Below are 22,638 nucleotides of genomic sequence, written 5' to 3'. Positions count from 1 at the left end.
CTGGACCGAGCGGCCTGTTTCGGGGCAAAGGCCTAATAGTGCCCGACAGCCCCGGAATCGACCAGGCTCAGACCTTGCGGTACCGGGACTGGAGGAAGCAGAACAGGCCGAAGGCGGCGATGCCGAGGGCCACGAGGGTGAGCAGCAGTTGACCGTACGACTGGTCGCGCAGCGTGTGCAGCGCCGCGTCCAGGCCCCGGGCCTTCTCCGGGTCGTAGTTGACGGCAGCCAGGATGATCAGCAGGCCGGCGATGCCGTACGCGACGCCCTTGGCGACGTAGCCGGCGACGCCGAGCCGGCGGGCGAACTGGCGGGTCCGCGGGCTCATCTCACCGCTCCTGAGATGCTTCTCGAAGCGCTTGACCAGCCCGTAGATCACCAGGCCGACGCCGATCGCGGCGAGCACGAGCCCGGCCAGGCCGACCAGCCAGCGACCCCCGGAGGACTCCATCGCCCGGCCGGTCAGCGCCTCCTGCTGGTCGGCGCTGTTCGAGCCGGCGTCGGAGAAGACCTTGACGGCCGTCCAGGCGAAGTAGAGGTAGACGAGGGTCCGCCCGAGCGAGGCCAGCCGCTCCCAGACCCGCTCCTTGCCGCGCTCGGCGCGGTGCCCGACCGCCGCCTCCAGCGCCTGCCAGATCGCCATGGCGAACAGGCCGACCGCGATGGTGACGACGAGGAACCTGCCCAGCGGCTGGGCGGCGATGGTGCGCAGCGCGCCGGACTGGTCGCCGTCGTCGGAGGGCTTCCCGAAAGCGATCTGCAACGCCAGCCAGGCGAACAGGAGGTGCACGATGCCGTAGCCGATGAAACCGGCCCGGGCCAACAGTTCGAGCCACCGGCTGTTCGCCGTACGGGAGGCGGTGGCTTCGGCGTTCCAGGTGAGTGACATGGCGCCACAATCTCCGAATGCGAAGATCCCCAAACGTCGGCCACCACCGCCCCGGGCGGGTCAGTTGCCGGGGTTCCTCGCCACCCGGATCTTGACCTCCTGGTCGGTGACGCTGTCCAGTGTCACGGAGAATCCGCCGACCTCGGTGGCCTGCTGGCCCGTGGTCAGCGACAGCTGCTCGCCGGCCACCTCGACGGTCACCTGGTCGCCCTGCGCGCCGACCAGCTTGGCCTCCACGCCGAAGATGGTGGCGCGGGCCTCCACGCCACGGTCGAAGGTGACCGTGCAGGCGTCCAGGCCGCAGTCGGTGCGGGCGCCCTCGGAGCTGCAACCGGCCAGCAGGGCGACGCCGAGCGCCAGGCCGGCCAGCAGGCCGGCAGCCCGGCGGGTGGGGGTCAGCGGGGAGTAAACGCGTCGGTTCGTCACGCGGCCAAGGGTACGAGACGACCGCGACCCCGGCACTGTGATGATCATCCGCCCAGGTGGCGGCCGGCGCGGCTAGGGTCTCGGGCATGCCGTTCGACATCGCCCGCACCCGCGCCGCCTACCCCGCCCTGGCCGAGGGCTTCGTCCACCTCGACGGGGCCGGGGGCACCCAGACCGCCGCGCCCGTGGTCGACGCGGTCGCCGACGCGATGCGCGCGGCGGTGGGCAACCGCAGTGCCGCGTTCCCGCCGGGCCGGCGGTCCCTGGAGATGGTGGCCGCCGCCCGCGCGGCGGTGGCGGACCTGCTCGGCGCGGAAGCCGACGGGGTGGTGCTGGGCCCGAGCGCGACGGCGCTGACGTACACCCTGGCCCGGACCCTGGGCGCAGGCTGGCGGCCGGGCGACGAGGTGGTGGTCTCCCGGCTCGACCACGACGCGAACGTCCGCCCCTGGGTGCAGGCCGCCGAGGCGGCCGGCGCGACGGTGCGCTGGGCCGAGTTCGACCGGGTCACCGGGGAACTGCCGGCCGGGCAGTACGCGGACCTGGTCGGCGAGCGGACACGGCTGGTCGCGGTGACCGCCGGCAGCAACGCGATCGGCACCGTCCCCGACGTGGCGGCGATCGCGAAGACCGCGCACGCGGCCGGCGCGCTGGTCTGCGTCGACGGGGTGCACTCGGTGCCGCACGGCCCCACCGACCTCGCCGCGCTGGGCGCCGACTTCCTGGTCACCAGCGCCTACAAGTGGTCGGGGCCGCACCTGGCCGCGGTGGTGGCCGAGCCGGCCGCCTGGGAGCGACTGCGCCCGGCGAAGCTGCGGCCCTCCTCCGACGCCGTGCCGGACCGCTTCGAGTACGGCACGCCGAGCTTCCCGCTACTGGCCGGGGTCGCCGCCGCGGTGGACCACCTGGCCGGGCTGGATCCGGCGGCCACCGGCAGCCGCCGGGAGCGGCTGCGGGCCGGGCTGACCGCCGCGCAGGCGTACGAGGAGTCGCTGCTGGACCGGCTGCTCGACGGGCTGGCCGGGCTGCCCGGCGTCCGGGTGCTCGGCTCCCCCGCCCGGCGCTGCCCGACGGTGTCGTTCCGGCTGGCCGGGCTCTCCCCGCAGCGCACCCAGGAGGAGCTGGGCGCGGCCGGGTTCTGCCTCTCCGCTGGCGACTACTACGCCTACGAGTACTTCCAGGCGACGGGGCTGCGGGACAGCGGCGGGGCGGTGCGCGCCAGCATCTACCACTACAACACAGTCGACGAGGTGGACCGGTTGCTCGCCGAACTGGACCGGCTGGCCGGTGGCGGGGGCAGAATGGCCGGGTGAGCACCCTGGTCGAGGACAACCCCGCCAAGCACCGGTTCGAGATCCTGGTCGACGACGCGCTGGCCGGGTTCACCGCGTACGTGCCGCGCGGCGAGGTGCTGGTCTTCACCCACACCGAGGTGGACCCGAAATTCCAGAACATGGGCGTCGGCGCGACGCTGGTCCGGGACACCCTCGACCAGCTCCGCGAGCGCGGCACTCGGGTGGTGCCGCGCTGCCCGTTCATGGCCGCCTTCATCGACCGCCACCCGGAGTACGCCGACCTGGTCGTCGCCGAGGCGTAGCGGGGGCGACCCGGGCGGGCGGCGACGTCGGCAGGGCGGGCGGGTCAGCGACCGGTCAGCAGCTCGGCGGCAGCGCGGGCGGCGGCCCGGGTGGCGCCGTGGGTGGCGACGTGGACGGCACCGGTGACCGCCTCGGGCACGCCCAACTCGACCACGACCGCGTCCGGGCGGGCGGCCAGCGCGCGGCCCACCGCCGCCCGCACCCAGTCGTGCCGGTGCAGGTCGCGCACCACCAGCACCACGCGCCGGCCGGCCGCACCGGCGGTCGGATCGGCGGGCACGTCGGCCTCGGCGTACCGGGCGGTGGTGGTGCCGGCGAGCAGGTCGGCCAGCGGGGCGGCCAGGCCCCACGGCGTCTCCGGGCCGATCGCGATGTTGCGCGGCGGCTCGAACTCCACCACGTGCGCGGGGCCGGCCAGCGGCAGGGCGCCGACGCCGGCGGGCGCGGTGGTGACCCGCAGCGCCCGGCGGGCGGCGGCCAGCCCGACGGCGGAGCCCTCGGCGGAGGGGCGGGGTCGGGGCGGCCGGTCGGCGCGCGCGGTCACCGTCCAGGCGGCGAGCTGGCCGACCCGCTTGGCCGCCTCGGCGAGGCGTTCCTCGGGCAGGTCGCCGGCGACGACGGCGGCGACGACGGCGTCCCGCAGCAGCCGCGCCGATTCCTCGTCGGCCCGCTCGCCGCCGATGCAGATCGCGTCGGCCCCGGCCGCGAGGGCACGCACCGCCGCGCCGGCGAAGCCGTACCGGCCGGCGACGGCCCGCATCTCCACCGCGTCCGTGACCACGACGCCGGAGAAGCCCAGCTCGTCGCGGAGCAGCCCGCCCAGGATCCGGCCGCTGATGGTGGCCGGCAGCTCCGGGTCCAGAGCCGGCACCAGCAGGTGGCCGGTCATCACCGCCTGCACGCCGGCGGCTACGGCGGCCCGGAACGGGGCCAGCTCGACGGCGTCCAGGCGGGCCCGGTCGGCCGCGATCCGGGGCAGCGCGTGGTGCGAGTCGACCCGCGTGTCCCCGTGCCCGGGGAAGTGCTTGGCGCAGGCGGCGACCCGGCCGGCCTGGAGGCCGCGCACCCAGGCGGCGGTGTGCCGGGCGACCAGCGCCGGCTCCGCGCCGAAGGAGCGGACGCCGATCACCGGGTTGGCCGGGTTGGAGTTGACGTCGGCGTCCGGCGCGTAGTTCAGGGTGATCCCGAGCGCGGCGAGGTCGGCGCCGAGGTCCCGGGCGACCTGCTCGGTCAGCGCCGGGTCGTCCACCGCGCCGAGGGCGAAGTTGCCGGGCCGGGAGCTGCCCCGGGCGGACTCGATCCGGGTCACGTCGCCGGCCTCCTCGTCGATGGCGACGACCACGTCGGGGCGCTCGGCGCGCAGGGTGGCGGTCAGCGCGGCCACCTGCTCCGGGTCGACCACGTTGCGGGCGAAGAGCACCACCGAGCCGAGCCCCTCGCCGAGCCAGCGGCAGATCCAGGGCGGCGGGGTGGTGCCGACGAAGCCGGGTTGCAGGACGGCGGCGGCCAGGGCCGCCAGGCTTCCGGCGCTCACGCCATCACCTCGGCCCGCCCGCGTGGTTTCTGGTGGTTCGCTCGCTCATGCGGTCGTCGTACCCCCGTCTTCTCCGCGCCCCGGCGGCCCGCCAGCGGCGGCGGTGCTGCCATGGTCACATCACCCGAAGGAATAGTCAATAAACCTTACAGTTGCCGTCGGGCGCGGAGCTGGGGACAGTTCGGGGATGGATCCCCTGCTGCTGGCCGACGCGACGAGCCCGGCCGACGTCCCCGGCGTACGCCTGCTCGGCCTGGTGGTCGGCGGCCTGCTGCTGCTCGCCGCGATCCGTGCGATGTTCCGGCGCTGATCCCCACCCGCGCGGCCCGGCCGGTTCCGACGGCGGCCACCGGGTACCGCCTGCCTCGTTGGACCCGGTACGACACGGCGAGGGGGAAGCATGAGGATCGGCTATTTCCTGTCCACGGAGGAGTACGCGCCGGCGGAGCTGCTCGAACAGGCGCGCGCCGCGGAGCGGGCCGGCTTCGAGGCGCTCTGGATCTCCGACCACTACCACCCCTGGACGGACGCGCAGGGGCAGAGCCCCTTCGTCTGGTCGGTGATCGGCGCGCTCAGCCAGGTCTGCCGACTCCCGGTCACCACCGCCGTCACCTGCCCGACGGTGCGCGTCCACCCGGCGATCGTCGCCCAGGCGGCGGCCACCAGCGCGGTCATGCACTCCGGCCGGTTCGTGCTCGGGGTGGGCAGCGGCGAGGCGCTCAACGAGCACATCCTCGGCGACGGCTGGCCGCAGACCGACGTCCGGCTGGAGATGCTGGAGGAGGCCGTCGCGGTGATCCGCGAACTCTGGCGGGGCGGCTTCGTCAACCACCACGGCCGGCACTACACCGTCGAGCACGCCCGGATCTACACCCTGCCGGACACTCCCCCGCCGATCTACGTGTCGGGCTTCGGCCCGAAGGCCGTCGACCTGGCGGCCCGGATCGGCGACGGTTTCGTCAACACGTCCCCCGACGCCGATCTGGTCCGGCGGTTCCGCGCGGGCGGCGGCGGAGACAAGCCGTGCCAGGCCGGCTTCAAGGCGGCGTACGCGCAGACCGAGGAGGAGGGGATGCGGATCGCATACGAGCGCTGGCCGAACGCCGGGGTGCCGGGCGAACTGTCCCAGGTGCTGCCCTCGCCGCGGCACTTCGAGCAGGCCGCGGAGCTGGTCCGGCCGGAGATGATGAAGGACGCGTTCGTCTGCGGGCGGGACGCCGACGCGCACCTGGCCAAGATCGACGAGTACGCCAAGGCCGGCTTCGACGAGGTCTACATCGCCAACACGGGGCCAAACTGGCCGGGCATGCTCGACCTCTACCAGCGCGAGGTGTTCCCACGCCTGCGCTGAGCGGTGTTCCCCGGCGCCGCGACAGGTGCCCCGGCCCCCGGCTCAGTCGGGCGCCGGGGCGATGCCGCGTAGCAGGGTGACGACCAGGTCGTCGACGGTCCGCGCGGGCAGTTCGGCCGGGGCCGGGGCGGCCGGGTCGAGCAGGTGGCCGAGCACCAGGTCGTGACAGACCCCGACGACCAGGGCCGCGACGGCGTCGGGCCGGGCGTCCGGGGCCACCCGGCCGAGCCGCTGCTCCGCCCGTAGGTAGTCGGCCAACTCCGCGCGCACCGAGCCGCCCGCGGCGGGACTGGGCAGCTCCGCGAAGCGGGCGAGCACCCGGGGCTGGTGCAGCAGCCCGGTGAAGGCCGGCAGGACCGCCGCGTGCAGCGCGAGGGCCCGGGTAAGGTGCGCGCGCAGGTTCGCCCCGACCGTCCCGGTGCCCGGCCCCGGCGCCGGCCCGCCCGCCCGCTCCTCGGCGGCGCGGACGTGGGCGTGCAGCGCGTGCGCGAGCAACTCCTCCTTGTCGGCGAAGTGGTTGTAGAGCACGCCGTCGGCCACGCCGGCGGCGCGGGCGATGTCGCGCACGGTCAACCCGGCCACGCCACGGTCGGCGATCAGCCGCTCCGCCGTGGCGATCAGGTGATCGCGCAGACTCCGGTCGCCGCCCCGCAGAGCCGCCGCTGTCCTGGGTGACATCACCCGAATCGTAGAGACATCGTCGAAGGCCGGCCGACCGCCCCGGTCAGCCGGGGCGGCGGGCGGTGACCAGCCAGGCGGTGCCCCGCAGGCGTACCGCGTCGGGCTGCTCGTACCGGCGCAGCGCCTCGGTCAGCGCGGCGGTGGCCCGGGCGACGGTCGCCCGGTCCACGCGGTCGAACTGGTGGCGGATCGGCCCCCAGCCGGCCAGGAAGGCCGCGGCATCGGCGGCGTCCCGTCCCCAGACCTGGGGCGCCTCGGCGGCGGCGCAGTCGACGTCGGTGAAGCCGGCCGCGGTGAGCACCCGGTCGACCACCGCCGGGTCGGCCAGCGACAGCGGCTCGGCCACCCCCGTCCCGTCCCCGTCCGGCGGGGGCAGGTGGGCGGCGAGGGCGGCGAGCACCTGGCCGAGGTCGCGTCGGCGGATGTCGTCCATGCAGAGGAAGGCGAGGCGACCGCCGGGCCGCAGCGCGCGGCCGATGTTGGCGAAGGCGGCCACCGGGTCGGCGAAGAACATCACCCCGAAGCGGCTCAGCGCCACGTCGAACGCCCCTGGCGGGAACGGGTGGACCTGCGCGTCGGCCCGGTGGAACCGGACGTTGTCCACCCGCTCAGCGGCGGCCCGGTCCCGGGCCCGCTCCAGCATGGGGGCGGAGAGGTCGACGCCGAGCGCCTCGCCGGCGCCCGCCCGCCCGGCCGCCAGCCGGGTGAGCTGGCCGTTGCCGCAGCCGACGTCGAGGACCCGGTCACCGGGGCGTACGGCCGCCAGCAGGGCCTCGTTGAACCCGCTGTTCACCGCGTCGTAGCGGTCGTGGTGCGCGGCCCAGTGCCGCCCCTCGTAACCGTTCCACGCCTGCGCCTGCTGCTCGTTGACGATCATCGACCACCTCCGGAACGCAATGAACACTCGTTCATGAACGAGTGTTCATAGTGGCCGGCGGGTGTCCCGGCTGTCAACGGAGCCGGCCTTCGGGGCATCGTCCGTGCCACCCACCGGGCGGCGGTTTCGCCGCTGATCACGGCGGGTACCTCCGGCCCTCGATGAAACTGTCCACGCACACGACGACCCTGCGCCGCGCGGCCAAGAGCCTCTTCGGCTGGACGGCGCTGCGGCCCCACCAACTGGCCGCCATGCGGGCGGTGATGAAGCGCCGCGACGCCCTGGTGGTACTGCCCACCGGCGCCGGCAAGTCGGCGATCTACCAGATCCCGGCCAGCCTGATCCCCGGCCCGACCGTGGTGATCTCCCCGCTGCTCGCCCTCCAGCAGGACCAGATCGCGGCCCTCAACGAGCGGCAGCGGCCGGAGCTGCGCGCGGTGCGGATCAGTTCCGACGAGTCGCCCGCCCAGCAGGCCGAGGCGGTCGCCGAGATCCGCGACGGGCGGGCGGAGTTCCTCTTCATCACCCCTGAGCAGCTCGCCGACCCCGACCGGACGGCCGAGGTGAAGTCGCTGAAGCCGGCGCTGGTGGCGATCGACGAGGCGCACTGCATCTCCGCGTGGGGACACGACTTCCGCCCGGACTACCTGGCGCTCGGCCACCTCGTCGAGGGCATCGGCCGGCCGCCGGTGGTGGCGCTGACGGCGACCGCCTCCCCGCCCGTACGCGACGACATCGTCGCCCGGCTCCGGCTGCGCGAGCCCGAGGTGGTGGTGTCCGGGCTGGACCGGCCGAACCTGTTCGTCGAGGTCGCCCACTGCCCGACGGAGGACTACCGGTGGCGGCGGCTGCTCGCCCTGCTGCGCGACGACACCCGGCCCGGCATCATCTACGTGCCCACCCGGCGCTCCGCGGAGGAGCTGGCGGCCCGGCTCACCGACGCCGGGTTCCCGGCGCAGCACTACCACGCCGGCATGGCGGCCGGCGCCCGCGCCGAACTGCACGAGGCGTTCCTCGCCGACCAGGTTCCGATCATGGTGGCCACCTCGGCGTTCGGGATGGGCATCGACAAGCCCAACATCGCCTGGGTGGTCCACATGGCGCTGCCCGACTCGCCGGACAGCTACTTCCAGGAGATCGGGCGGGCCGGCCGGGACGGCGCGCCGGCGCGGGTGCTGCTGCTCTGGCAGGCCGAGGACGTCGGGTTGCAACGGTTCTTCAGCGGCGGGCTGCCGGACGAGACGGACCTGCGCGACCTGTCCGCGCTGCTACGCAAGAAGGCGCGCACCAAGAAGGAGCTGCGCGAGGTCACCGGCCTGGGCCCGCGCAAGCTCGGCCAGCACCTCGCCCTGCTGGAGCAGGTCGGCGCGGCCGAGCCGCGGGCGAGGCAGCGCGTCGGCGCGCCCCGCTACTCGCCCACGCCCGTGGACGCCGCAGCGGCGGCCCTGGCCGAGGCGGAGCGGCAGCAGAGCGTGACCCGGTCCCGCACCGACATGATGCGGGCCTTCGCCGAGACCACCGCCTGCCGGGGGCAGACGCTGCTGGCCTACTTCGGCGAGCAGATGACCAAGGTCTGCGGGCACTGCGACAACTGCCACGCCGGCACCAGCACCGCCGACGACGGCGCGGTCGGGCCGTTCCCGGTGCACAGCCAGGTCCGGCACCCGGAGTGGGGCCCCGGCTTGGTGCTGAGCTACGAGGAGGACCGGATGACGGTTCTCTTCGACGAGGTGGGGTACAAGACGCTGTCCGTCAGCGTGGTGTCCGAACAGGGCCTGCTGACCCTCGACTAGCCTGGGCCGGGCACCGCTGGCGGGGCCGTGGACGACGAGCGATTCAGTGCGGGAAGGGGCGTTGCCGTGATCGAGCAGCCGGCGTACACCGGGTTCGGTTTCTCCGACGAGGAATGGGGGCTGTTGGTCGGCCTGCCGCAGTCGGTGCTGACCGCGGCGAGCGCCGCCGAGTCCGACGGCACCAAGCGCACCATGGCGGAGAACGCGGCCGGGCTGGAGACCATCTCCGCCGGCCGGGAGTCGGCCAGCCCGCTGGTCGCCGCCGTCGCCGGGGAGGTCGTCTCCCGGGTGGGCGACCCCGAGGCCGGCGAGGAGCTGCCGGTCATCGCGCCGTCCGACCCGCGGGCCTACCTGGAGGACGTGCTGGGCCGGGCCAAGGAGGCGGCGGCGCTGCTGGCGGCCAAGGTGGACGAGGGCGAGGCCGGGGCGTACAAGCACTGGCTGGTGGACATCGCCGAGCAGGTGGTGGGCGCGGCGTCCAGCGGCGGCATCCTCGGCCTCGGCGGGGACGTGGTCAGTGACTCGGAGCGGCGCTTCCGCGACCGGCTCGCCCAGGTGCTCAACGACTGACACGTCGACGACGGCGGTACCGGACGAGGTCCGGTGCCGCCGTCGCCCGTTCCGGGTGACCGCCGTCGCGCGTCCCGTGCGGGCCGGCCGGGCCGGGTCGGCGCGCCGCCGGGTCGGCACGCGACGGGGACCTGTCGCGCGCCGACCCGACGGCGCGCGGCGGGTCCCCGTGCGGCGCTCAGGCGACCCGGCGGCGGAACAGCACCACGCTCGCCAGCACGGCGACGAGCAGGATTCCGAGGCACCAGGCCACGGCCCGGGCCGGAGCCGCACCCGTCGGGGTGTCCAGCAGCAGGGCCCGCAGCGTCTCGATGACGGGGGTGACCGGCTGGTGGTCGGCGAAGCCGCGCAGCCAGCTCGGCATGGTCTCCACCGGCACGAACGCGCTGCTCGGGTAGGGCAGGAACATCACCAGGAAGGTGAAGCCGCCGGCCGCCTCCGGGGTGCGGGCCAGCAGGCCGAACGCGGCCGAGAGCCACGACACGGCGAGCAGGAAGAGCAGCAGCACCCCGAAGGCGGCCAGCCAGCGCAGCGGCGCGACGGTCGGGCGGAAGCCGATGGCGACGGCGACGGCGAGCACCAGCACGGTGGAGACGGTGTTGCGGACGACGCTGGCCACGACGTGCCCACCGAGGATCGCGGCGGCGCTGACGTCCATCGTGCGGAACCGCTGGATCACTCCTTCGGTCAGGTCGGTGGTCACGCTGACGGCCGTGCCCGCCGCCCCGAAGCCGGCGCAGAGCAGCAGCACGCCGGGGACGACGTAGGTGACGTACCGGGTGCCGGTGTCGATCGCGCCGCCGAACAGGTAGACGAAGAGCAGCATCAGGATCACGGGCAGCAGCAGCGAGGTCAGCAGCGCGTCGACGTTGCGCCGGGACAGCCGCAGGCAGCGCGCCGCCATCACGAGCGCCTCGCCGGCGCGGGAGGGCCGCAGGGTCAGCTCAGACACGGGCCACCTCCCGCGCGGTCGCCACCGGGTCGCCGGTGAGGGTGAGGAAGACGTCGTCCAGGGTGGCCTCGCGGACGGTGAACCGGGCGAGGTCCCGCCGGTCCGGGTCGATTTCGTCGAGCAGGTGCCGGACGTGCGGCGCGCCCCCGTCGGTCGCCACCGCCAACTCCAGCCGGGCCGGGTCGCGGTGCGTGACCCGGTCGCCGAGGCGGCGCTCCGCCGCGGCGAAGCTCGGCGCGTCGCGCAGCGTCAGCTCCAGGCGGTGGGCGCCGAAGCGGCGCTTGAGGTCGCCCGCGCTGCCCTCGGCGGCGAGCCGGCCGCCGTGCAGCACCGCGATCCGGTCCGCCAGCCGGTCGGCCTCCTCCAGGTACTGGGTCGTGAGCAGCACCGTCACCCCCGCCCCGGCCAGCTCGGCCACCACCTCCCACAGCCCCTGCCGGCTGCGCGGATCGAGGCCGGTGGTGGGCTCGTCGAGGAAGATCACGGACGGCTCGCCGACCAGGCTGGCCGCGAGGTCGAGGCGGCGACGCATGCCGCCGGAGTAGGTCACCACCCGCCGTCCGGCGGCGGCGACCAGGTCGAAGCGCTCCGCCAGGTCGGCGGCCCGTCGCCGGGCGGCGGCCGGGGACAGCCCGGCCAGCCGGGCCATCATGTGCAGGTTCTCCGTGCCGGTCTGCTGGTCGTCGAGCGCCGCGTGCTGGCCGGCGAGGCTGATCGTCCGCCGCACCCGGCGCCGGTCGCGCACCACGTCGTGACCGTCCACCCGGGCCACGCCCCCGTCGGGGGTGGCGAGCGTGGCCAGGATCCGGACGGTCGTGGTCTTCCCGGCCCCGTTCGGGCCGAGCAGGGCGTACACGCTGCCCCGGGCGACCCGCATGGTCAGGCCGTCGAGCACGGTGGCCCCGCCGTACGACTTGCGTAGGTCGATCGTCTCCACCGCCTCAGGTGCTGTTGCTCCCATCACCGCTCACCCTCCGCATTCAGCGTATGACGTACGCTATTCTGCGTAGACCATACGCAGTGGCTAGGATGGCGGTCAAGCCGGATCGGGAGGTGAGGGTGAGCGACGCCGACGTCGAGCTGCCCGAGAGTGTGGAGATCGCCTGGGGCCTGCGCGAACGCCCTGGGAAGGGCCCCAGGCGCAGCCTCAGCCTGGAGCAGGTGGTGGCCGCCGGCATCCGGGTGGCCGAGGCCGAGGGACTGCCGGCGGTGTCGATGAGCCGCGTCGCCGGCGAGCTGGGCGTGGGCACCATGTCGCTCTATCGTTACGTCTCCGCCAAGAGCGACCTGCTGGAGCTGATGGCCGACGCCGCGTACGGCGATCCGCCGCCGCCGCGCGGCGCGGACGAGGGGTGGCGGCCGGCCCTGGCCCGCTGGGCGCTGGGCAACGCGACAACGATCCACCGCCACCCGTGGACCCGGCACGTCCCGGTCGGCGGCCCGCCGATGGGCCCCAACCAGGTGCGCTGGATGGAACAGGGGCTGGACACCCTGCGCGGTACCGGCCTGCGCGCCGCCGAGCGCCTCTCGACGATCCTGCTCGTCAACGGGTACGCCCGGCACTGGGCCACCCTGACGGCGGACATCACCGAGGCGGCGACGCGGACCAAGATCAGCCCGGACGAGGCCGGCGCACGCTACTGGCAGCAACTCGCCCGGCTGACCCGGCACGGCCCGTACCCGGCGATCCGCGCGCTGCTGGCCGAAGGCGTCGCCGCCGACGACGACGAGGAGTTCGACGCGGAGTGGCAGTTCGGCCTCGACCGGGTGCTCGACGGCGTCGAGGTGCTGGTCCGCAGCCGCTCGGCGACGGACTGAACGCGAACCCTCCCTGGCCGCCGCCGGCCCCGTCGCCCACAATGGCCACCGGGCGGAGAGCAAGGGACGGGGGCGGGGATGCTGCGGCGGACCACCATCGACACGGAACAGGTTCCGCCAGCAGACCGCTTCGGGATGTGGCTGGACATGGTGGCCCGTACGGCGACCCCGCTGCGGATCCGGACGGAGCACGCGCACGACTTCGCCGCCCGGGCCGAGATCATCGAGCTCGGCCCGATCCGGGTGGTCAACTACCGGTACCCGTCGGTGGACTGCGTCCGGACGCCGAAGCTGGTGCGCCAGTCGGATCCGGAGGTCTACATGCTGGCGCTGACCGTCAACGGCGACGGCGTGGTCAGCCAGGCCGGCCGGAGCAGCATGCTGGGGCCCGACGAGTTCACCTTCTACCACGCCTCGCGCCCGCACGGCGTCCGGCACCTCGGCGACGACCGAGGTCAGGAGGCGGCCCGGTCGGTGGTGGCGCTCATCCCGCACGGCGCGCTGCCGCTGCCGCCGGACCGGCTGGCGCCCCTGCTCGGTGGCCGGATGTCGGGCACCGAGGGGATCGGCGCGCTGCTGGCGCAGTTCCTCGTCCAGGTCGCCAACCACCCCGAGCAGTACCATGCCGCCGACGCCGCCCGGCTCGGCACCGTCGCGCTGGACCTCGCGTCCACCATGCTCGGTCGGCACCTGGTGGCCGAGGACGCCGTGCCCACCGAGGTACGCCGGCGCGCGCTGGTCACCCAGGTCCAGGGCTACATCCAACGGCACCTGGGCGACGCGACGCTGAGCCCCCAGTTGGTGGCGGACGCCCACCACATCTCGCTGCGCAGCCTGCACCGGCTCTTCGAGGCCGAGGAGTCGACGGTCGCGTCGTACATCCGGGACCTGCGACTGGCGCGGTGCCGGCACGACCTGGCCGACCCGGGCCTGCGCAACCAGCCGATCCAGACGATCGCGGCACGCTGGGGATTTCCCGACAAGGCGCATTTCAGCCGGGTCTTCCGGGCGGCCCACGGCATGACGCCGCAATCCTGGCGCGCCAGTCAGGCGGAGCCGGCACGGAAAGTCAACTCGACGGCGTCCACGGTCAACCCGGTCGGGGCAGACTGACATCCGAGGCGGCCGATCCCCTCCCCGCCGAGTGCGACAGCGGGGTCGGGCGCCAACGGGGGCCGCGGCGAGGCGCCCGCCGCCCATGGAGGCGGCGGGCGGCCGCCCGGTGACCACCCGGACTTGTCCTGGACCCCGGCCCCGTCGCCACTCTCCCCCAGGACCGACGGCGGGGCCGGTCAGGCCTCCTCCAGCAGTTCCAGGACGATCTGCTCGGCCTTCTCCCGGGGCGTCCGTCCGTCGACCGGGGCCACCACGCCGTCGTGGTAGAGGTCGACCACACGCGGGTCGACGTAGGACGTACGTGCCACGGTCGGGGTGTTGCCGAGCAGCTCCGCGACGTTCCGCATCACCCCCGCGACCGCCCTCCTCCGGGCGGTGACCGAACGCTGTGCCCCCGCCGTCGCCAGCGCGGTGGCGGCCAGCACGGTGGCGTGCCAGGTCCGGAAGTCCTTCGCGGTCATCTCCCCGCCGCTGGCGTCGCGCAGGTACTCGTTGACCTCGTCGCTGCGCACGTCGCGCCAGTCCCGGCCGTCCCAGTAGCCGAACAGCCGGTCGGCCGCCCGCCGCCGGCGCCGCAGGTTGGTCAGCACCCGGCACAGCTCCGGGTCCTCGATCCGGCGCACCTGCTCGACGCCGCCCTTGGCGGGAAACTCGAACACCACGCAGCCGCCCCGGGACCGGGCGTGCTCCGGTCGCAGGGTCGACACCCCGAAGGTCGGGTCGTCGCCGGCCGCGTACTGGTCGCTGCCGACCCGGAACATTCCCATGTCCAGCAGCCGGGTGACCGTCGCCAGCACCCGGTCGCGGTTCAGCCCCCGGCCGGAGAGGTCCTGCCCGACCCGCTCGCGCAGCACCGGCAGCCGGCGGGCCACCTCCAGCACGTGGTCGAACTTCGCCTCGTCCCGCTTCTGCCGCCACGTCGGGTGGTAGAGGTACTGCTTGCGTCCCGCCGCGTCCACGCCGGTGGCCTGGATGTGTCCGTTCGGGTGCGGGCAGATCCACACGTCCCGCCAGGCCGGCGGGATCACCAGCTCCCGCAGCCGGCCCAGCGCGTCCGGGTCGCGGACCGGCTCGCCGGCCGGGTCGAGGAAGAGCCACCCCTTGCCGCGCCGGCGACGCCCGTACCCGGGCCTGCCCGGATCACTACGCCGCAACCGCACCGGAAACCCGCACCGCCTGTTCCGCCTCGTCCACGGCGGCCACCACCTCGTCGACACCCACGGCCGCCAACGTCGGATGCGTTCCTACCCCGTCCCACCTCGGCCAATCCCGTGCGCCGGCCCACAGCGCCCGGTGCCGGGGGCGGTCCGGCGGCGGCCCCCACCGTGCCGGCGGGACCGGGCCGAAGAGCACCACGGAGGCGGTGCCGTAGCCGGTGGCCAGGTGCGCCACGCCGGTGTCCCCGCAGACCACCAGCCGGGCGTACGCGACCAGGGCCGCCAGCCCGGCCAGGCCCGTCCGGCCGGCCAGCACCGCCGTGCCGGGCAGCCCCGCGTCGTACGCGACCCGCTCGGCGAGCGCCCGCTCGTCGGCGCTGCCGGTCAGCACCACCCGGTGCCCCCGGCGGGTCAGCTCCCGGGCGAGCGCGGCGAACCGCTCCGCCGGCCAGCGCTTGGCCATGACCTTGGTGCCGGGGTGCAGCACGGTGGCCCCGGCCGGGGTGTCCCCCGCCGGCGGCCGGCGCAGCCCGAGGTCGGCCGGGTCCGCCGCCGTCCCGTACCAGCGCAACAGCCGGCACCAGCGGTGCACCTCGTGCTCGTCGTCGGCCCAGTCGGGGCCGTCGCGGTGGCCGGCGGCGGGGTTGGCGAAGGCGAGCAGCCGGCCGGGCCGGGTGTCGGCGAGCATGCGGTGGGACTCGGGGCCGCGGCCGTGCAGGTTGACGGCGAGGTGGGGCCTTCGCACGGTGGCGTCGAGGCGGCCGAGGCCGTCGGTGGGCACCAGCCGGTCGACGCCGCCGACGAGGTCGACCAGCGGGGCCAGCCAGGCGGGCGCGGCGAGGGCGAGTTCCTGGTCGGGGTGGGCGGTGCGCAGGGCGCGCAGGGCGGGGGCGGCGGTGGCGAGGTCGCCGACCCCGAGGGCGCGCAGGGCGAGGATCACGGGTAGGAGGTTTCCTGTTCGGCGCAGACGATCATCTCGCGGACGGCGCAGCCGGGGGGCTGGGAGAGGGCGAACATGACGGCGGCGGCGGTGTCGGCGGGATCGTTGAGGTTGGCGTCGGGGCCGGGCCGGTACTGGGGGTCGCGGTCGTCGAAGAAGGCGGTGCGCATGCCGCCGGGGATGAGCAGGGTGACGTTGACGGTGCCGGCGAGTTCGGCGGCGAGGGCGCGGGTGAAGCCGACGACGCCGAACTTGGCGGCGCAGTAGGCGGTGGCGTCGCTGACCGCCTTCACTCCCAACGTCGAGGCGACCGTGACGATGCTGCCCCGGGAGCTCTGCAGGAACGGCAGGGCGGCCCGGACGACGGCCGCCGTGGCGAGCAGGTCCACGGTCACGACGCGCTCCCAGGTCTCGCCGGGGAGGTCCGCCAGCCGGCCCGGCACGTCCACCCCCGCCGCGGTGACCACCGCGTCCAGCCCGCCGGACCGCTCGGCGAGCCGCCGGGTGGCGGCCTCGGCGGCCCGCGTGTCGGCCAGGTCGCACTCCACCCACGGCACCCCGTCCGCCGGCGCGTGCCGGTCCAGCACCACGGGCCGGCCGCCGGCCCGGGCCACCGCCGCGACCACGGCCGCGCCCAGGCCACTCGACCCGCCGGTGACCAGCACCGTCTGCCCGGCCCCGGGCGGCGCGCCGCTCACCGGGTGCCCTCCGCCGTGCTCGGCCGCTGCGCCGACGCGCCCCCGGACCCGGGGCCGGGCGGCGGACAGGCCGGCGGCACGGTGTCGGTGAGCGGCGGCGCGTCGGCCGGGCCGGCGGCGGGGCCGGCCGACCGGGCCGCGGCGATCAGCCCGGTGGTGGAGCGGCCGTCCAGGTACGGCACCACCACGGTGTGCCCGCCCCAGCGGCGCAGCACGTCCGCCTCCGGCAGGGCGGGCTCGCCGCCGTCGCCGGCGTAGTCGCCGCCCTTGACCCAGACGTCCGGCCGCAGCCAGGACAGCGCCGCGTGCGGCGTGGACTCGTCGAAGATCATCACCGCGTCGACGCAGCTCAGCGCCGCGAGCAACCGGGCCCGGTCGCCCTGCGGGATCACCGGCCGGTCGGGGCCCTTCAGCCCGGTCACGCTCGCGTCGGAGTTGAGGCAGACGACCAGGCAGTCGCCGAGCTGCCGGGCGGCCTGCAACGTCGCCACGTGCCCGGCGTGCAGCAGGTCGAAGCAGCCGCCGGTGGCGACCACCGTGCCGCCGGCCGCGCGTACCGCCGACACCACGGCGGCGACCGCGGCCACACCGACCCGCTCCCCGCCGGGGCTGGACACCGCCGGCGGCAGCGGACGCGCCGGCGGCAGCGCCGTCGCCACTCCCCCGCCCGCCACGTACGCCGACGCCTCCGCGACCGCCTCCTGCACCGCCTCGGAGACCAGCGCGCCCCGCGCGAGGGCGAGGCTGGCGGTGGCGGCGAACCGGTCGCCGGCGCCGCAGGTGTCCCCCTCGGCGGTGGTCGGTGCGGAGAGCACCAGCGGGGTCGAGCCGGCGTGGCAGAGCAGCGCGCCGTCCCCGCCCAGGGTCACCGCGACCGCGCCGGCCCGCCAGCGCTGCCGCAGCGCCTGCGCGCCCCGGGACGCGGTCGCCAGCCGGGTCGCGCCGGGCGGAGACTTGACCAGTTCCCGCACCTCGGACTCGTTCGGGGTGGCCAGATGCACCCCCGGCACCGCCGCCGGTCCCCGCGGGTGGGGGTCCCAGACCACCGGCGCCCGGGTCTCGGCGAGAGCCGCCCGCAGCGCGGGCTGCCGGGCCACCCCCCGGCCGTAGTCGCTGACCAGCACGGCGGAGGCGCGGGCGATCACCCGCAGCACCGCGTCGGAGGGCTCGCCCGGCGTGCCGGCGGCGCCGCCCCGGTCGTGGCGCAGCAGCACCCGGCCCCGGGCGCGCAGCCGGATCTTCTCCGGTGTGCCGCCGCGCAGGCCGAGGGCGTACACCTGCACCCCGGCGGCGTCGAGCAACGAACTCAGCCGGGCCCCGCCGGCGTCGTCCGCCAACGCGGTCACCAACACCACCTCCGCGCCCCGCGCGGCGGCGAAGACCGCTGCCAGTCCGGCGCCGCCGGGCCGGTCGACGTGAGCGGTCTCGTCCAGCACCGGCACCGGCGAGTCCGGACAGAGCCGGTTCACCACCCCCTCGACGTCGCGGTCCAGCAGGGTGTCGCCGACCACCACCACGGGTCCCGTCACGCTTCCCCTCCTCATCACGCGTCGACCTGCTGACCTGCCCCACCGTCGAGCACCACCTCGACCCCGGTCCGCACGGGCGCCCCCGGCCCGGCGAGCGCCGTCGGCAGCGCCTGCTCCACGTACTCGCAGAGCAGGTGGCTGGCGACGAGGTGGAGTTCCTGGACGACCTGGCTGTCGGGTGAGGGGACGGCGAGGGTGTCGTGGCACAGGTCCGCGAGGGGGTTGGGGGCGGGTCCGGTGAGGGCCCAGCAGTGCAGGCCGGTGTCGCGGCCGGCCTGGGCTGCGGCGAGGAGGTTGGTGCTGGTGCCGCTGGTGGACAGCAGCAGGAGGATGTCGTCCGCGCGGCCGTGGGCGCGCACCTGGCGGGCGAAGACCTCGTCGTAGCCGTAGTCGTTGCCGATGGCGGTGAGGGCCGAGGTCTCGGCGTGCAGGGCGAGGGCGGACAGTGGTCGGCGGTCGTCGCGGAGTTTGCCGACGAGTTCGGCGGTGAGGTGTTGGGCCTCGGCGGCACTGCCACCGTTGCCGGCAACCAGCAGCCGGCCGCCGTCGACCAGCCGACGCGCCAGGGTCTCCCCCCAACCGGCCAGCAGCTCCTCGTACTGCCGGAAGGGCAGCAGCGCCGCGGCCAGGTTCGCGAGGTGCGCGTCGAGCGGCGTCGGGGCCGCCGCCATCAGGCCACCACCCGGGTGGGCCGGCGCACCGCCGCCACGTCGCCGTAGACCTCGACCAGCCGCTCGGCGGTGGCCGCCCACGAGTACCGCCGCCGGGCCCGTTCCCGCGCCGCGGCCGCGTACGCGAAGCGGCGGATCCGGTCGTCGAGCAGCCGCTGGATCGCGGTGCCCAGCGTGCGCGGGTCCCGGGCCGGGACGAGGTCGCCGGTGACGCCCTCGACCACGGTGTCCTTGATGCCGCCCACGGCGGTGCCGACCACGGGCACCCCGCACGCCATCGCCTCCAGCGGGGTGAGCCCGAACGGCTCGTACCAGGGGGCGGCCACCAGGACGTCCGCCGAGCGGTACCAGCGCCCCATCTCCTCCCTCGGCACCGCGCCGACCAGCTTCACCCGGTCGGCCACCCCGCAGGTGCCGGCGAGGGCGCGCAGTCGGCGGGCGTACGGGTCGGTCTCCAGCAGGCCGGCGGGCGGCCCGCCGACCACCACGCACTCGGCCCCGGGGACGTACGCCATCGCCCGGACCACCGTCTGGAAGCCCTTCCGCTCGACCAGCCGGCCGACGGTGAGGATCCGTGGCCGGCCGTCCTCCTTGTCGGCGGTCGGGCCGAGCGGGGCGAACGTGCCCAGGTTGACCCCGGACGGGACGACCGTCATCCGGGACCGGGGCACGCCCATCCGGACCAGCTCGCCCACCTCGTCCTGGCACTGCGCGATCACCCGGTCGACCGAGCGGCCCAGCTCCCGCTCGTAGCCGATGCGGCGGGCCGGGCTGGTGTCCTGCACGCCCTGGTGCCGCCGCTTCACCACGCCCAGGGCGTGGTACGTCTGCACCACCGGCACCCCGGTCTGCCGGCTGGCGGCCAGCGCGGCGAGGCCGCTCATCCAGAAGTGCGCGTGGATCACCTCGGGCATCCACTCCCCGCCCCGCCACCGGTCGACCAGCCACCGGCTGAACTCCCTCATGTGCGGCAGCAGCGCGTCCTTGGCGACCGGCTCGGCCGGCCCCGCCGGGACGTGCACGACGTCGTAGCCGTCGGCGCTGCGTACGGTCACGGGCAGGTCCACCGCGTCGCGGCGCGTGTAGACCCGCACGTCGTGTCCGGCGGCCGCGAGCGCGGCGGAAAGCTCGGCGACATGCGTGTTCTGACCGCCGGCGTCCTCGCCGCCCAGGATGGCGAGCGGGCTGGCGTGCTCCGAGATCATCGCGATGCGCATACTTCCTCCTCCAGCAGCCGGTCCCAGTCGGCGAGGAAACGGTCGAGGCCGTAGCGCTCCCGGGCGGCGGCGCGGGCCGCGGCCCCCGCCCGGCGCGCCTCCGCCGGCTCCTCGACGAACCGGCGGGCGGCGTCCAGCAGCGTGTCGACCCGGGTGGACAGGGCTCCGGCGCCGGGCGGCACCGCCGTCACCGCCTCGGTGGCGGCCAGCGCGACGACCGGCATCCCGATCGACATCGCCTCGATCAGGCTCAACCCGAGGGACGTCCACCGGCACAGGTGCAGGTACGCCCGCCGCCGCCCCAGCTCGGCGTGCATCCGGTGCTGGGGCACGTCGTCGTGGCTGACCAGCCGGTCGGCCGGCAGGCCCAGGTGGTCGGCCAGCCCGGCGACCCTCATCCCGAAGACGTCCAGCGGGGCGATCTCGGCGAACCGGGGCAGCAGGTCGGTGCCGGTGACCCGCCCGCGGCGTACCGGCTCGTTGATCACCACCGCCAGCCGCTCCAGCTCGCCGGTGTACTCGGCGGCGGGCGGGACGATGCCGTGGTCGACCACCGTGGTGCGGGTGGCGCCGGTGTCCCAGAACAGCTCGTTGAACGCGGTGACGTGGGCGATGAGCAGGTCGTCCCGGTCGGCCATGGGGTGGCGGCTGTGGGGGACGGCGCCGTCCTTGGGGGTGTTGTGTTCGACGTAGACGGCGGGGATGTCCCGGCCGGGGCGGCGGCCGAGCCACTCGGTGGCGAGGTCGAGTTCCTCGGGGCGTTGGAGGATGACGAGGTCCACGCCGGCGGTGCGCAGGTGGTCGGGGGTGACCTCGACGGCCGTGTCCGGCCAGGGGTAGGTGCGGGCGCGGCCGAGGCCGTAGGGGCCCCGGTCGGGGGTGACCGGCACGAGGTAGCGGTGCTTGCCGTGCACGAACGAGGTGGTCCAGGAGCCGTGCACGTGCCACAGCAGGACGTTCATCGGCCGCTCCCGCCGGTGCTGGCCACCGCCGGCACGCGGTCTCCCGCGCCGCCCCCATCGCGCGCCGGCAGCGCCGCCGGGGCCACTCCGAGCAGCCGCAGCGCGTCGAGCACCTGCCCGGCCCCGACGCCGCTGAGGCAGGGATGCCCGGGCACGGGGCACCGGGCGGCCCGGGTGTCCCGGCAGGGGGCCTCGGCGTCGCCGAGCCGTACGGTCGGCACCCGCCACGGCCCCCACTGTCCGAACGGGACGGTCGGGGCGAAGAGGCTGACCACCGGGACGCCGTGGGCGGCGGCGAGGTGGGCGGGGCCGGTGTTGCCCACCACCACCGCGCCGGCCCGGGCGACGGTGGCGGCCAGTTCGGCGAGCCCGGTCCGCCCACCGAGGTCGACGGCGTCGTCGCCGGCCACCTGGGCGGTCAGCTCCCGCTCGCCGGGGCCGCCGGTGACCACCACCCGGTAACCGGCGCTGCTCAGGGTGCGGACGATCCGGGCGGCCAGCTCCGGCGGACAGCCCCGCGCCTGTGCCGCCGAGCCGGGGTGCAGCACCACGTAGCCCGGCTCGCCGGCCTCGGGCGGGGGCTCCGGCGCCGGGCACAGGCGCAGGGCCGGTTCGTCGTGGTGGGCGAGGGCGTAGCCGGCGGCGGCGGCGAGGGAGAGGGCACGCTCGGGTTCGGGTACGCCGGCCGGGACGCGGTGGCGCACGTCGAGCAGAGCGCCGGGGTAGTCGTCGCTGATCGCGCTGATCCGGCCGACGCCGGCCAGCCGGAGCAGCAGGGCCAGGGGCAGGGCGGACTGGTGGAAGCTGGTGAAGATGACCGCCTCGTCGGCGCCGACGGCGGCCAGCCGATCCGTCAACGTCGCCATGTCGGCCGGGTCGACCGGCTCCGGGGTGGGGTCGATCCAGGGCAGCGGGTGTTCGACGATCTCGTCGACGCCGGGCAGCAGTTCCGCCGCGGCCCGCCCCCGGGGCCCGCACAGCATCACCACCCGGCCGGCGGTGGCGGCGACGGCGCGGATGCCGGGGCCGGTGACCAGCACGTCCCCCGCGGAGTCCGACCGCACCACCAGCACCGTCCCGCCCCGCTCCCGCCGGCTGGCCGGCGGAACGGTGCCGGTCCCGGTCCACCCTCGGGTGCCGGCCAGGCCGGGGATGGCCGGGTCGAGGACCGGCTGGCCGTAGGTGGCCGGGTCGAGGACCGGCTGGCGGTACGTGGCCGGGTCGAGAGCCGTCTGGCGGCGCAGGATCTCCACCACCGCCGCCGGCAGGTCCGCCGCGACCTGCGGGGCGGCAGCCACCTCCTGGGGGCGGGTCACCGGCGTGGGCACGAGGATGCCCGCCGCCCCCGCCGCCAACGCCGCCGTCATGTCCCGGCCGATGTCACCCACCAGCACGCACCGCGACGGCACCGTGCCCAACTCCCGGGCCGCGGCGTGCACCAGCCCCGGCGCCGGCTTGCGACACCCACACCCGTCACCGTCGTCGTGCGGGCACACCAACCACGCGTCGAACCGCCCCAGCAGTTCCTCGACCCGGGCGTGCACCGCCCGCATCTGCGCCTCGCCGAAACAGCCCCGCGCCAGGCCCGACTGGTTCGTCACCACCGCCAGCTTCAGGCCGGCGGCCCGCAACCGGTCCAACGCCGCCCGCGCCCCCGGCATCGGCCGCACCTTCTCCGGGTCACCGTTGTACGGCACGTCCTCCACCAACGTGCCGTCCCGGTCCAGCAGCACCGCGTCGAACAGGACGGGCCCGGACGCGACCCGGTCAGCGCCGGCACAAACCCGGGCTGACCTGCGCTGATCCGGCTCCACCTGGTCCTGTCGCACAGCCGGCGGGTTCCCGGCGCCCAGGGGAGT

The 22,638-nt window shown here is 75.6% G+C and carries 23 protein-coding genes; 8 read left to right on the top strand and 15 right to left on the bottom strand.

The genetic code is table 11. The annotated features are described in order from the left end of the window. Nucleotides 1-67: 67 nt before the first annotated feature. Both ACGF5C_RS20575 and ACGF5C_RS20570 read right to left on the bottom strand, forming a co-directional pair. Nucleotides 68-889 (bottom strand): DUF1206 domain-containing protein, encoded by an 822-nt coding sequence (locus ACGF5C_RS20575; protein WP_393303783.1) that lies wholly within the window; start codon nucleotides 887-889, stop codon nucleotides 68-70. Between the two features lie 60 nt (nucleotides 890-949). Further along, nucleotides 950-1,315: a hypothetical protein gene (locus tag ACGF5C_RS20570; RefSeq protein ID WP_393303781.1), complete on the bottom strand. Its 366-nt coding sequence runs from the start codon at nucleotides 1,313-1,315 to the stop codon at nucleotides 950-952. Between the two features lie 86 nt (nucleotides 1,316-1,401). On the opposite strand from ACGF5C_RS20570, the gene ACGF5C_RS20565 reads away from it, so the two are divergent. Then, nucleotides 1,402-2,628, top strand: a complete 1,227-nt coding sequence (locus ACGF5C_RS20565) for a cysteine desulfurase-like protein (RefSeq protein ID WP_393303779.1) — start codon at nucleotides 1,402-1,404, stop codon at nucleotides 2,626-2,628. Then, nucleotides 2,625-2,912 (top strand): GNAT family N-acetyltransferase, encoded by a 288-nt coding sequence (locus tag ACGF5C_RS20560; RefSeq protein ID WP_393303777.1) that lies wholly within the window; start codon nucleotides 2,625-2,627, stop codon nucleotides 2,910-2,912. Before ACGF5C_RS20565 ends, ACGF5C_RS20560 begins: the two co-directional genes overlap by 4 nt. Before the next feature lie 44 nt (nucleotides 2,913-2,956). On the opposite strand, the gene ACGF5C_RS20555 is transcribed toward ACGF5C_RS20560, so the two are convergent. Further along, the gene (locus tag ACGF5C_RS20555; protein WP_393303775.1) at nucleotides 2,957-4,447 is read right to left on the bottom strand and encodes a glycoside hydrolase family 3 protein; all 1,491 of its coding nucleotides are present in this window, start codon (nucleotides 4,445-4,447) and stop codon (nucleotides 2,957-2,959) included. 187 nt (nucleotides 4,448-4,634) lie between these two features. On the opposite strand from ACGF5C_RS20555, the gene ACGF5C_RS20550 reads away from it, so the two are divergent. Both ACGF5C_RS20550 and ACGF5C_RS20545 read left to right on the top strand, forming a co-directional pair. After that, nucleotides 4,635-4,757 carry a hypothetical protein gene (locus ACGF5C_RS20550; protein WP_350686202.1) on the top strand — a complete coding sequence of 41 codons (123 nt, stop codon included), beginning with the start codon at nucleotides 4,635-4,637 and terminating at the stop codon, nucleotides 4,755-4,757. A gap of 90 nt (nucleotides 4,758-4,847) precedes the next feature. Beyond that, nucleotides 4,848-5,798 (top strand): TIGR03557 family F420-dependent LLM class oxidoreductase, encoded by a 951-nt coding sequence (locus tag ACGF5C_RS20545; RefSeq protein ID WP_393303773.1) that lies wholly within the window; start codon nucleotides 4,848-4,850, stop codon nucleotides 5,796-5,798. A 42-nt stretch (nucleotides 5,799-5,840) separates the two neighbouring features. Here ACGF5C_RS20545 and ACGF5C_RS20540 read toward each other — a convergent pair whose 3' ends face one another. Then, on the bottom strand, nucleotides 5,841-6,476 hold the full coding sequence (locus ACGF5C_RS20540; RefSeq protein WP_393303771.1) for a TetR/AcrR family transcriptional regulator: 636 nt from the start codon (nucleotides 6,474-6,476) through the stop codon (nucleotides 5,841-5,843). 46 nt (nucleotides 6,477-6,522) lie between these two features. Beyond that, nucleotides 6,523-7,356 carry a class I SAM-dependent methyltransferase gene (locus ACGF5C_RS20535; RefSeq protein ID WP_393303769.1) on the bottom strand — a complete coding sequence of 278 codons (834 nt, stop codon included), beginning with the start codon at nucleotides 7,354-7,356 and terminating at the stop codon, nucleotides 6,523-6,525. A 161-nt stretch (nucleotides 7,357-7,517) separates the two neighbouring features. Between ACGF5C_RS20535 and ACGF5C_RS20530 the strand changes: the two genes are divergently transcribed. Beyond that, nucleotides 7,518-9,149 (top strand): RecQ family ATP-dependent DNA helicase, encoded by a 1,632-nt coding sequence (locus tag ACGF5C_RS20530; RefSeq protein ID WP_393303767.1) that lies wholly within the window; start codon nucleotides 7,518-7,520, stop codon nucleotides 9,147-9,149. Nucleotides 9,150-9,215: 66 nt separating this feature from the next. Continuing rightward, on the top strand, nucleotides 9,216-9,719 hold the full coding sequence (locus tag ACGF5C_RS20525) for a hypothetical protein (RefSeq protein WP_350686206.1): 504 nt from the start codon (nucleotides 9,216-9,218) through the stop codon (nucleotides 9,717-9,719). Between the two features lie 178 nt (nucleotides 9,720-9,897). On the opposite strand, the gene ACGF5C_RS20520 is transcribed toward ACGF5C_RS20525, so the two are convergent. Continuing rightward, nucleotides 9,898-10,671: an ABC transporter permease gene (locus ACGF5C_RS20520; protein ID WP_393303764.1), complete on the bottom strand. Its 774-nt coding sequence runs from the start codon at nucleotides 10,669-10,671 to the stop codon at nucleotides 9,898-9,900. Beyond that, the gene (locus ACGF5C_RS20515; RefSeq protein WP_393303763.1) at nucleotides 10,664-11,632 is read right to left on the bottom strand and encodes an ATP-binding cassette domain-containing protein; all 969 of its coding nucleotides are present in this window, start codon (nucleotides 11,630-11,632) and stop codon (nucleotides 10,664-10,666) included. The genes ACGF5C_RS20520 and ACGF5C_RS20515 overlap by 8 nt, the downstream gene beginning before the upstream one ends. Before the next feature lie 98 nt (nucleotides 11,633-11,730). Here ACGF5C_RS20515 and ACGF5C_RS20510 point away from each other — a divergent pair, with 98 nt between their 5' ends. After that, nucleotides 11,731-12,489, top strand: coding sequence for a TetR/AcrR family transcriptional regulator (locus tag ACGF5C_RS20510; protein ID WP_393303761.1), 759 nt, complete (start codon nucleotides 11,731-11,733; stop codon nucleotides 12,487-12,489). Between the two features lie 78 nt (nucleotides 12,490-12,567). Continuing rightward, nucleotides 12,568-13,602 (top strand): helix-turn-helix domain-containing protein, encoded by a 1,035-nt coding sequence (locus ACGF5C_RS20505; RefSeq protein ID WP_393303759.1) that lies wholly within the window; start codon nucleotides 12,568-12,570, stop codon nucleotides 13,600-13,602. A gap of 179 nt (nucleotides 13,603-13,781) precedes the next feature. Here the strand turns inward: ACGF5C_RS20505 and ACGF5C_RS20500 are convergent, their stop codons facing one another. The 8 genes from ACGF5C_RS20500 to ACGF5C_RS20465 are packed head-to-tail and all read right to left on the bottom strand — an operon-like array spanning nucleotide 13,782 to nucleotide 22,608. Beyond that, entirely contained in the window at nucleotides 13,782-14,765 is a 984-nt protein-coding gene (locus ACGF5C_RS20500; RefSeq protein ID WP_393303757.1) for a DNA topoisomerase IB, read from the bottom strand. Beyond that, the gene (locus ACGF5C_RS20495; RefSeq protein ID WP_393303755.1) at nucleotides 14,749-15,702 is read right to left on the bottom strand and encodes a glycosyltransferase family 9 protein; all 954 of its coding nucleotides are present in this window, start codon (nucleotides 15,700-15,702) and stop codon (nucleotides 14,749-14,751) included. The genes ACGF5C_RS20500 and ACGF5C_RS20495 overlap by 17 nt, the downstream gene beginning before the upstream one ends. Beyond that, the gene (locus tag ACGF5C_RS20490) at nucleotides 15,699-16,400 is read right to left on the bottom strand and encodes an SDR family oxidoreductase (protein ID WP_393303753.1); all 702 of its coding nucleotides are present in this window, start codon (nucleotides 16,398-16,400) and stop codon (nucleotides 15,699-15,701) included. Before ACGF5C_RS20490 ends, ACGF5C_RS20495 begins: the two co-directional genes overlap by 4 nt. Further along, on the bottom strand, nucleotides 16,397-17,929 hold the full coding sequence (locus ACGF5C_RS20485; RefSeq protein ID WP_393303751.1) for a PfkB family carbohydrate kinase: 1,533 nt from the start codon (nucleotides 17,927-17,929) through the stop codon (nucleotides 16,397-16,399). The genes ACGF5C_RS20490 and ACGF5C_RS20485 overlap by 4 nt, the downstream gene beginning before the upstream one ends. A gap of 14 nt (nucleotides 17,930-17,943) precedes the next feature. After that, on the bottom strand, nucleotides 17,944-18,600 hold the full coding sequence (locus ACGF5C_RS20480; protein WP_393303749.1) for an SIS domain-containing protein: 657 nt from the start codon (nucleotides 18,598-18,600) through the stop codon (nucleotides 17,944-17,946). After that, nucleotides 18,600-19,817 carry a glycosyltransferase gene (locus ACGF5C_RS20475; RefSeq protein WP_393303747.1) on the bottom strand — a complete coding sequence of 406 codons (1,218 nt, stop codon included), beginning with the start codon at nucleotides 19,815-19,817 and terminating at the stop codon, nucleotides 18,600-18,602. Before ACGF5C_RS20475 ends, ACGF5C_RS20480 begins: the two co-directional genes overlap by 1 nt. Further along, nucleotides 19,802-20,779, bottom strand: coding sequence for a glycosyltransferase (locus ACGF5C_RS20470; protein WP_393303745.1), 978 nt, complete (start codon nucleotides 20,777-20,779; stop codon nucleotides 19,802-19,804). Before ACGF5C_RS20470 ends, ACGF5C_RS20475 begins: the two co-directional genes overlap by 16 nt. Further along, complete coding sequence (locus tag ACGF5C_RS20465; protein ID WP_393303743.1) at nucleotides 20,776-22,608, bottom strand: HAD-IIIA family hydrolase; 1,833 nt, start codon at nucleotides 22,606-22,608, stop codon at nucleotides 20,776-20,778. The genes ACGF5C_RS20470 and ACGF5C_RS20465 overlap by 4 nt, the downstream gene beginning before the upstream one ends. Nucleotides 22,609-22,638: the final 30 nt, after the last annotated feature.

Origin of the sequence: Micromonospora sp. NPDC047620 (assembly GCF_043205005.1) — a bacterium.
Lineage (GTDB): Bacteria > Actinomycetota > Actinomycetes > Mycobacteriales > Micromonosporaceae > Micromonospora.
Note: the sequence above shows the minus strand (reverse complement) of the source record. Positions and strands in the feature narration are given on the sequence as shown.

Coding starts and splice junctions, on each gene's coding strand:
- ACGF5C_RS20575 (WP_393303783.1), bottom strand. CDS start 889: ATGTCACTCACCTGGAACGCCGAAGCCACCGCCTCCCGTACGGCGAAC.
- ACGF5C_RS20565 (WP_393303779.1), top strand. CDS start 1,402: ATGCCGTTCGACATCGCCCGCACCCGCGCCGCCTACCCCGCCCTGGCC.
- ACGF5C_RS20550 (WP_350686202.1), top strand. CDS start 4,635: ATGGATCCCCTGCTGCTGGCCGACGCGACGAGCCCGGCCGACGTCCCC.
- ACGF5C_RS20545 (WP_393303773.1), top strand. CDS start 4,848: ATGAGGATCGGCTATTTCCTGTCCACGGAGGAGTACGCGCCGGCGGAG.
- ACGF5C_RS20540 (WP_393303771.1), bottom strand. CDS start 6,476: ATGTCACCCAGGACAGCGGCGGCTCTGCGGGGCGGCGACCGGAGTCTG.
- ACGF5C_RS20535 (WP_393303769.1), bottom strand. CDS start 7,356: ATGATCGTCAACGAGCAGCAGGCGCAGGCGTGGAACGGTTACGAGGGG.
- ACGF5C_RS20530 (WP_393303767.1), top strand. CDS start 7,518: ATGAAACTGTCCACGCACACGACGACCCTGCGCCGCGCGGCCAAGAGC.
- ACGF5C_RS20515 (WP_393303763.1), bottom strand. CDS start 11,632: ATGGGAGCAACAGCACCTGAGGCGGTGGAGACGATCGACCTACGCAAG.
- ACGF5C_RS20505 (WP_393303759.1), top strand. CDS start 12,568: ATGCTGCGGCGGACCACCATCGACACGGAACAGGTTCCGCCAGCAGAC.
- ACGF5C_RS20480 (WP_393303749.1), bottom strand. CDS start 18,600: ATGGCGGCGGCCCCGACGCCGCTCGACGCGCACCTCGCGAACCTGGCC.
- ACGF5C_RS20475 (WP_393303747.1), bottom strand. CDS start 19,817: ATGCGCATCGCGATGATCTCGGAGCACGCCAGCCCGCTCGCCATCCTG.
- ACGF5C_RS20470 (WP_393303745.1), bottom strand. CDS start 20,779: ATGAACGTCCTGCTGTGGCACGTGCACGGCTCCTGGACCACCTCGTTC.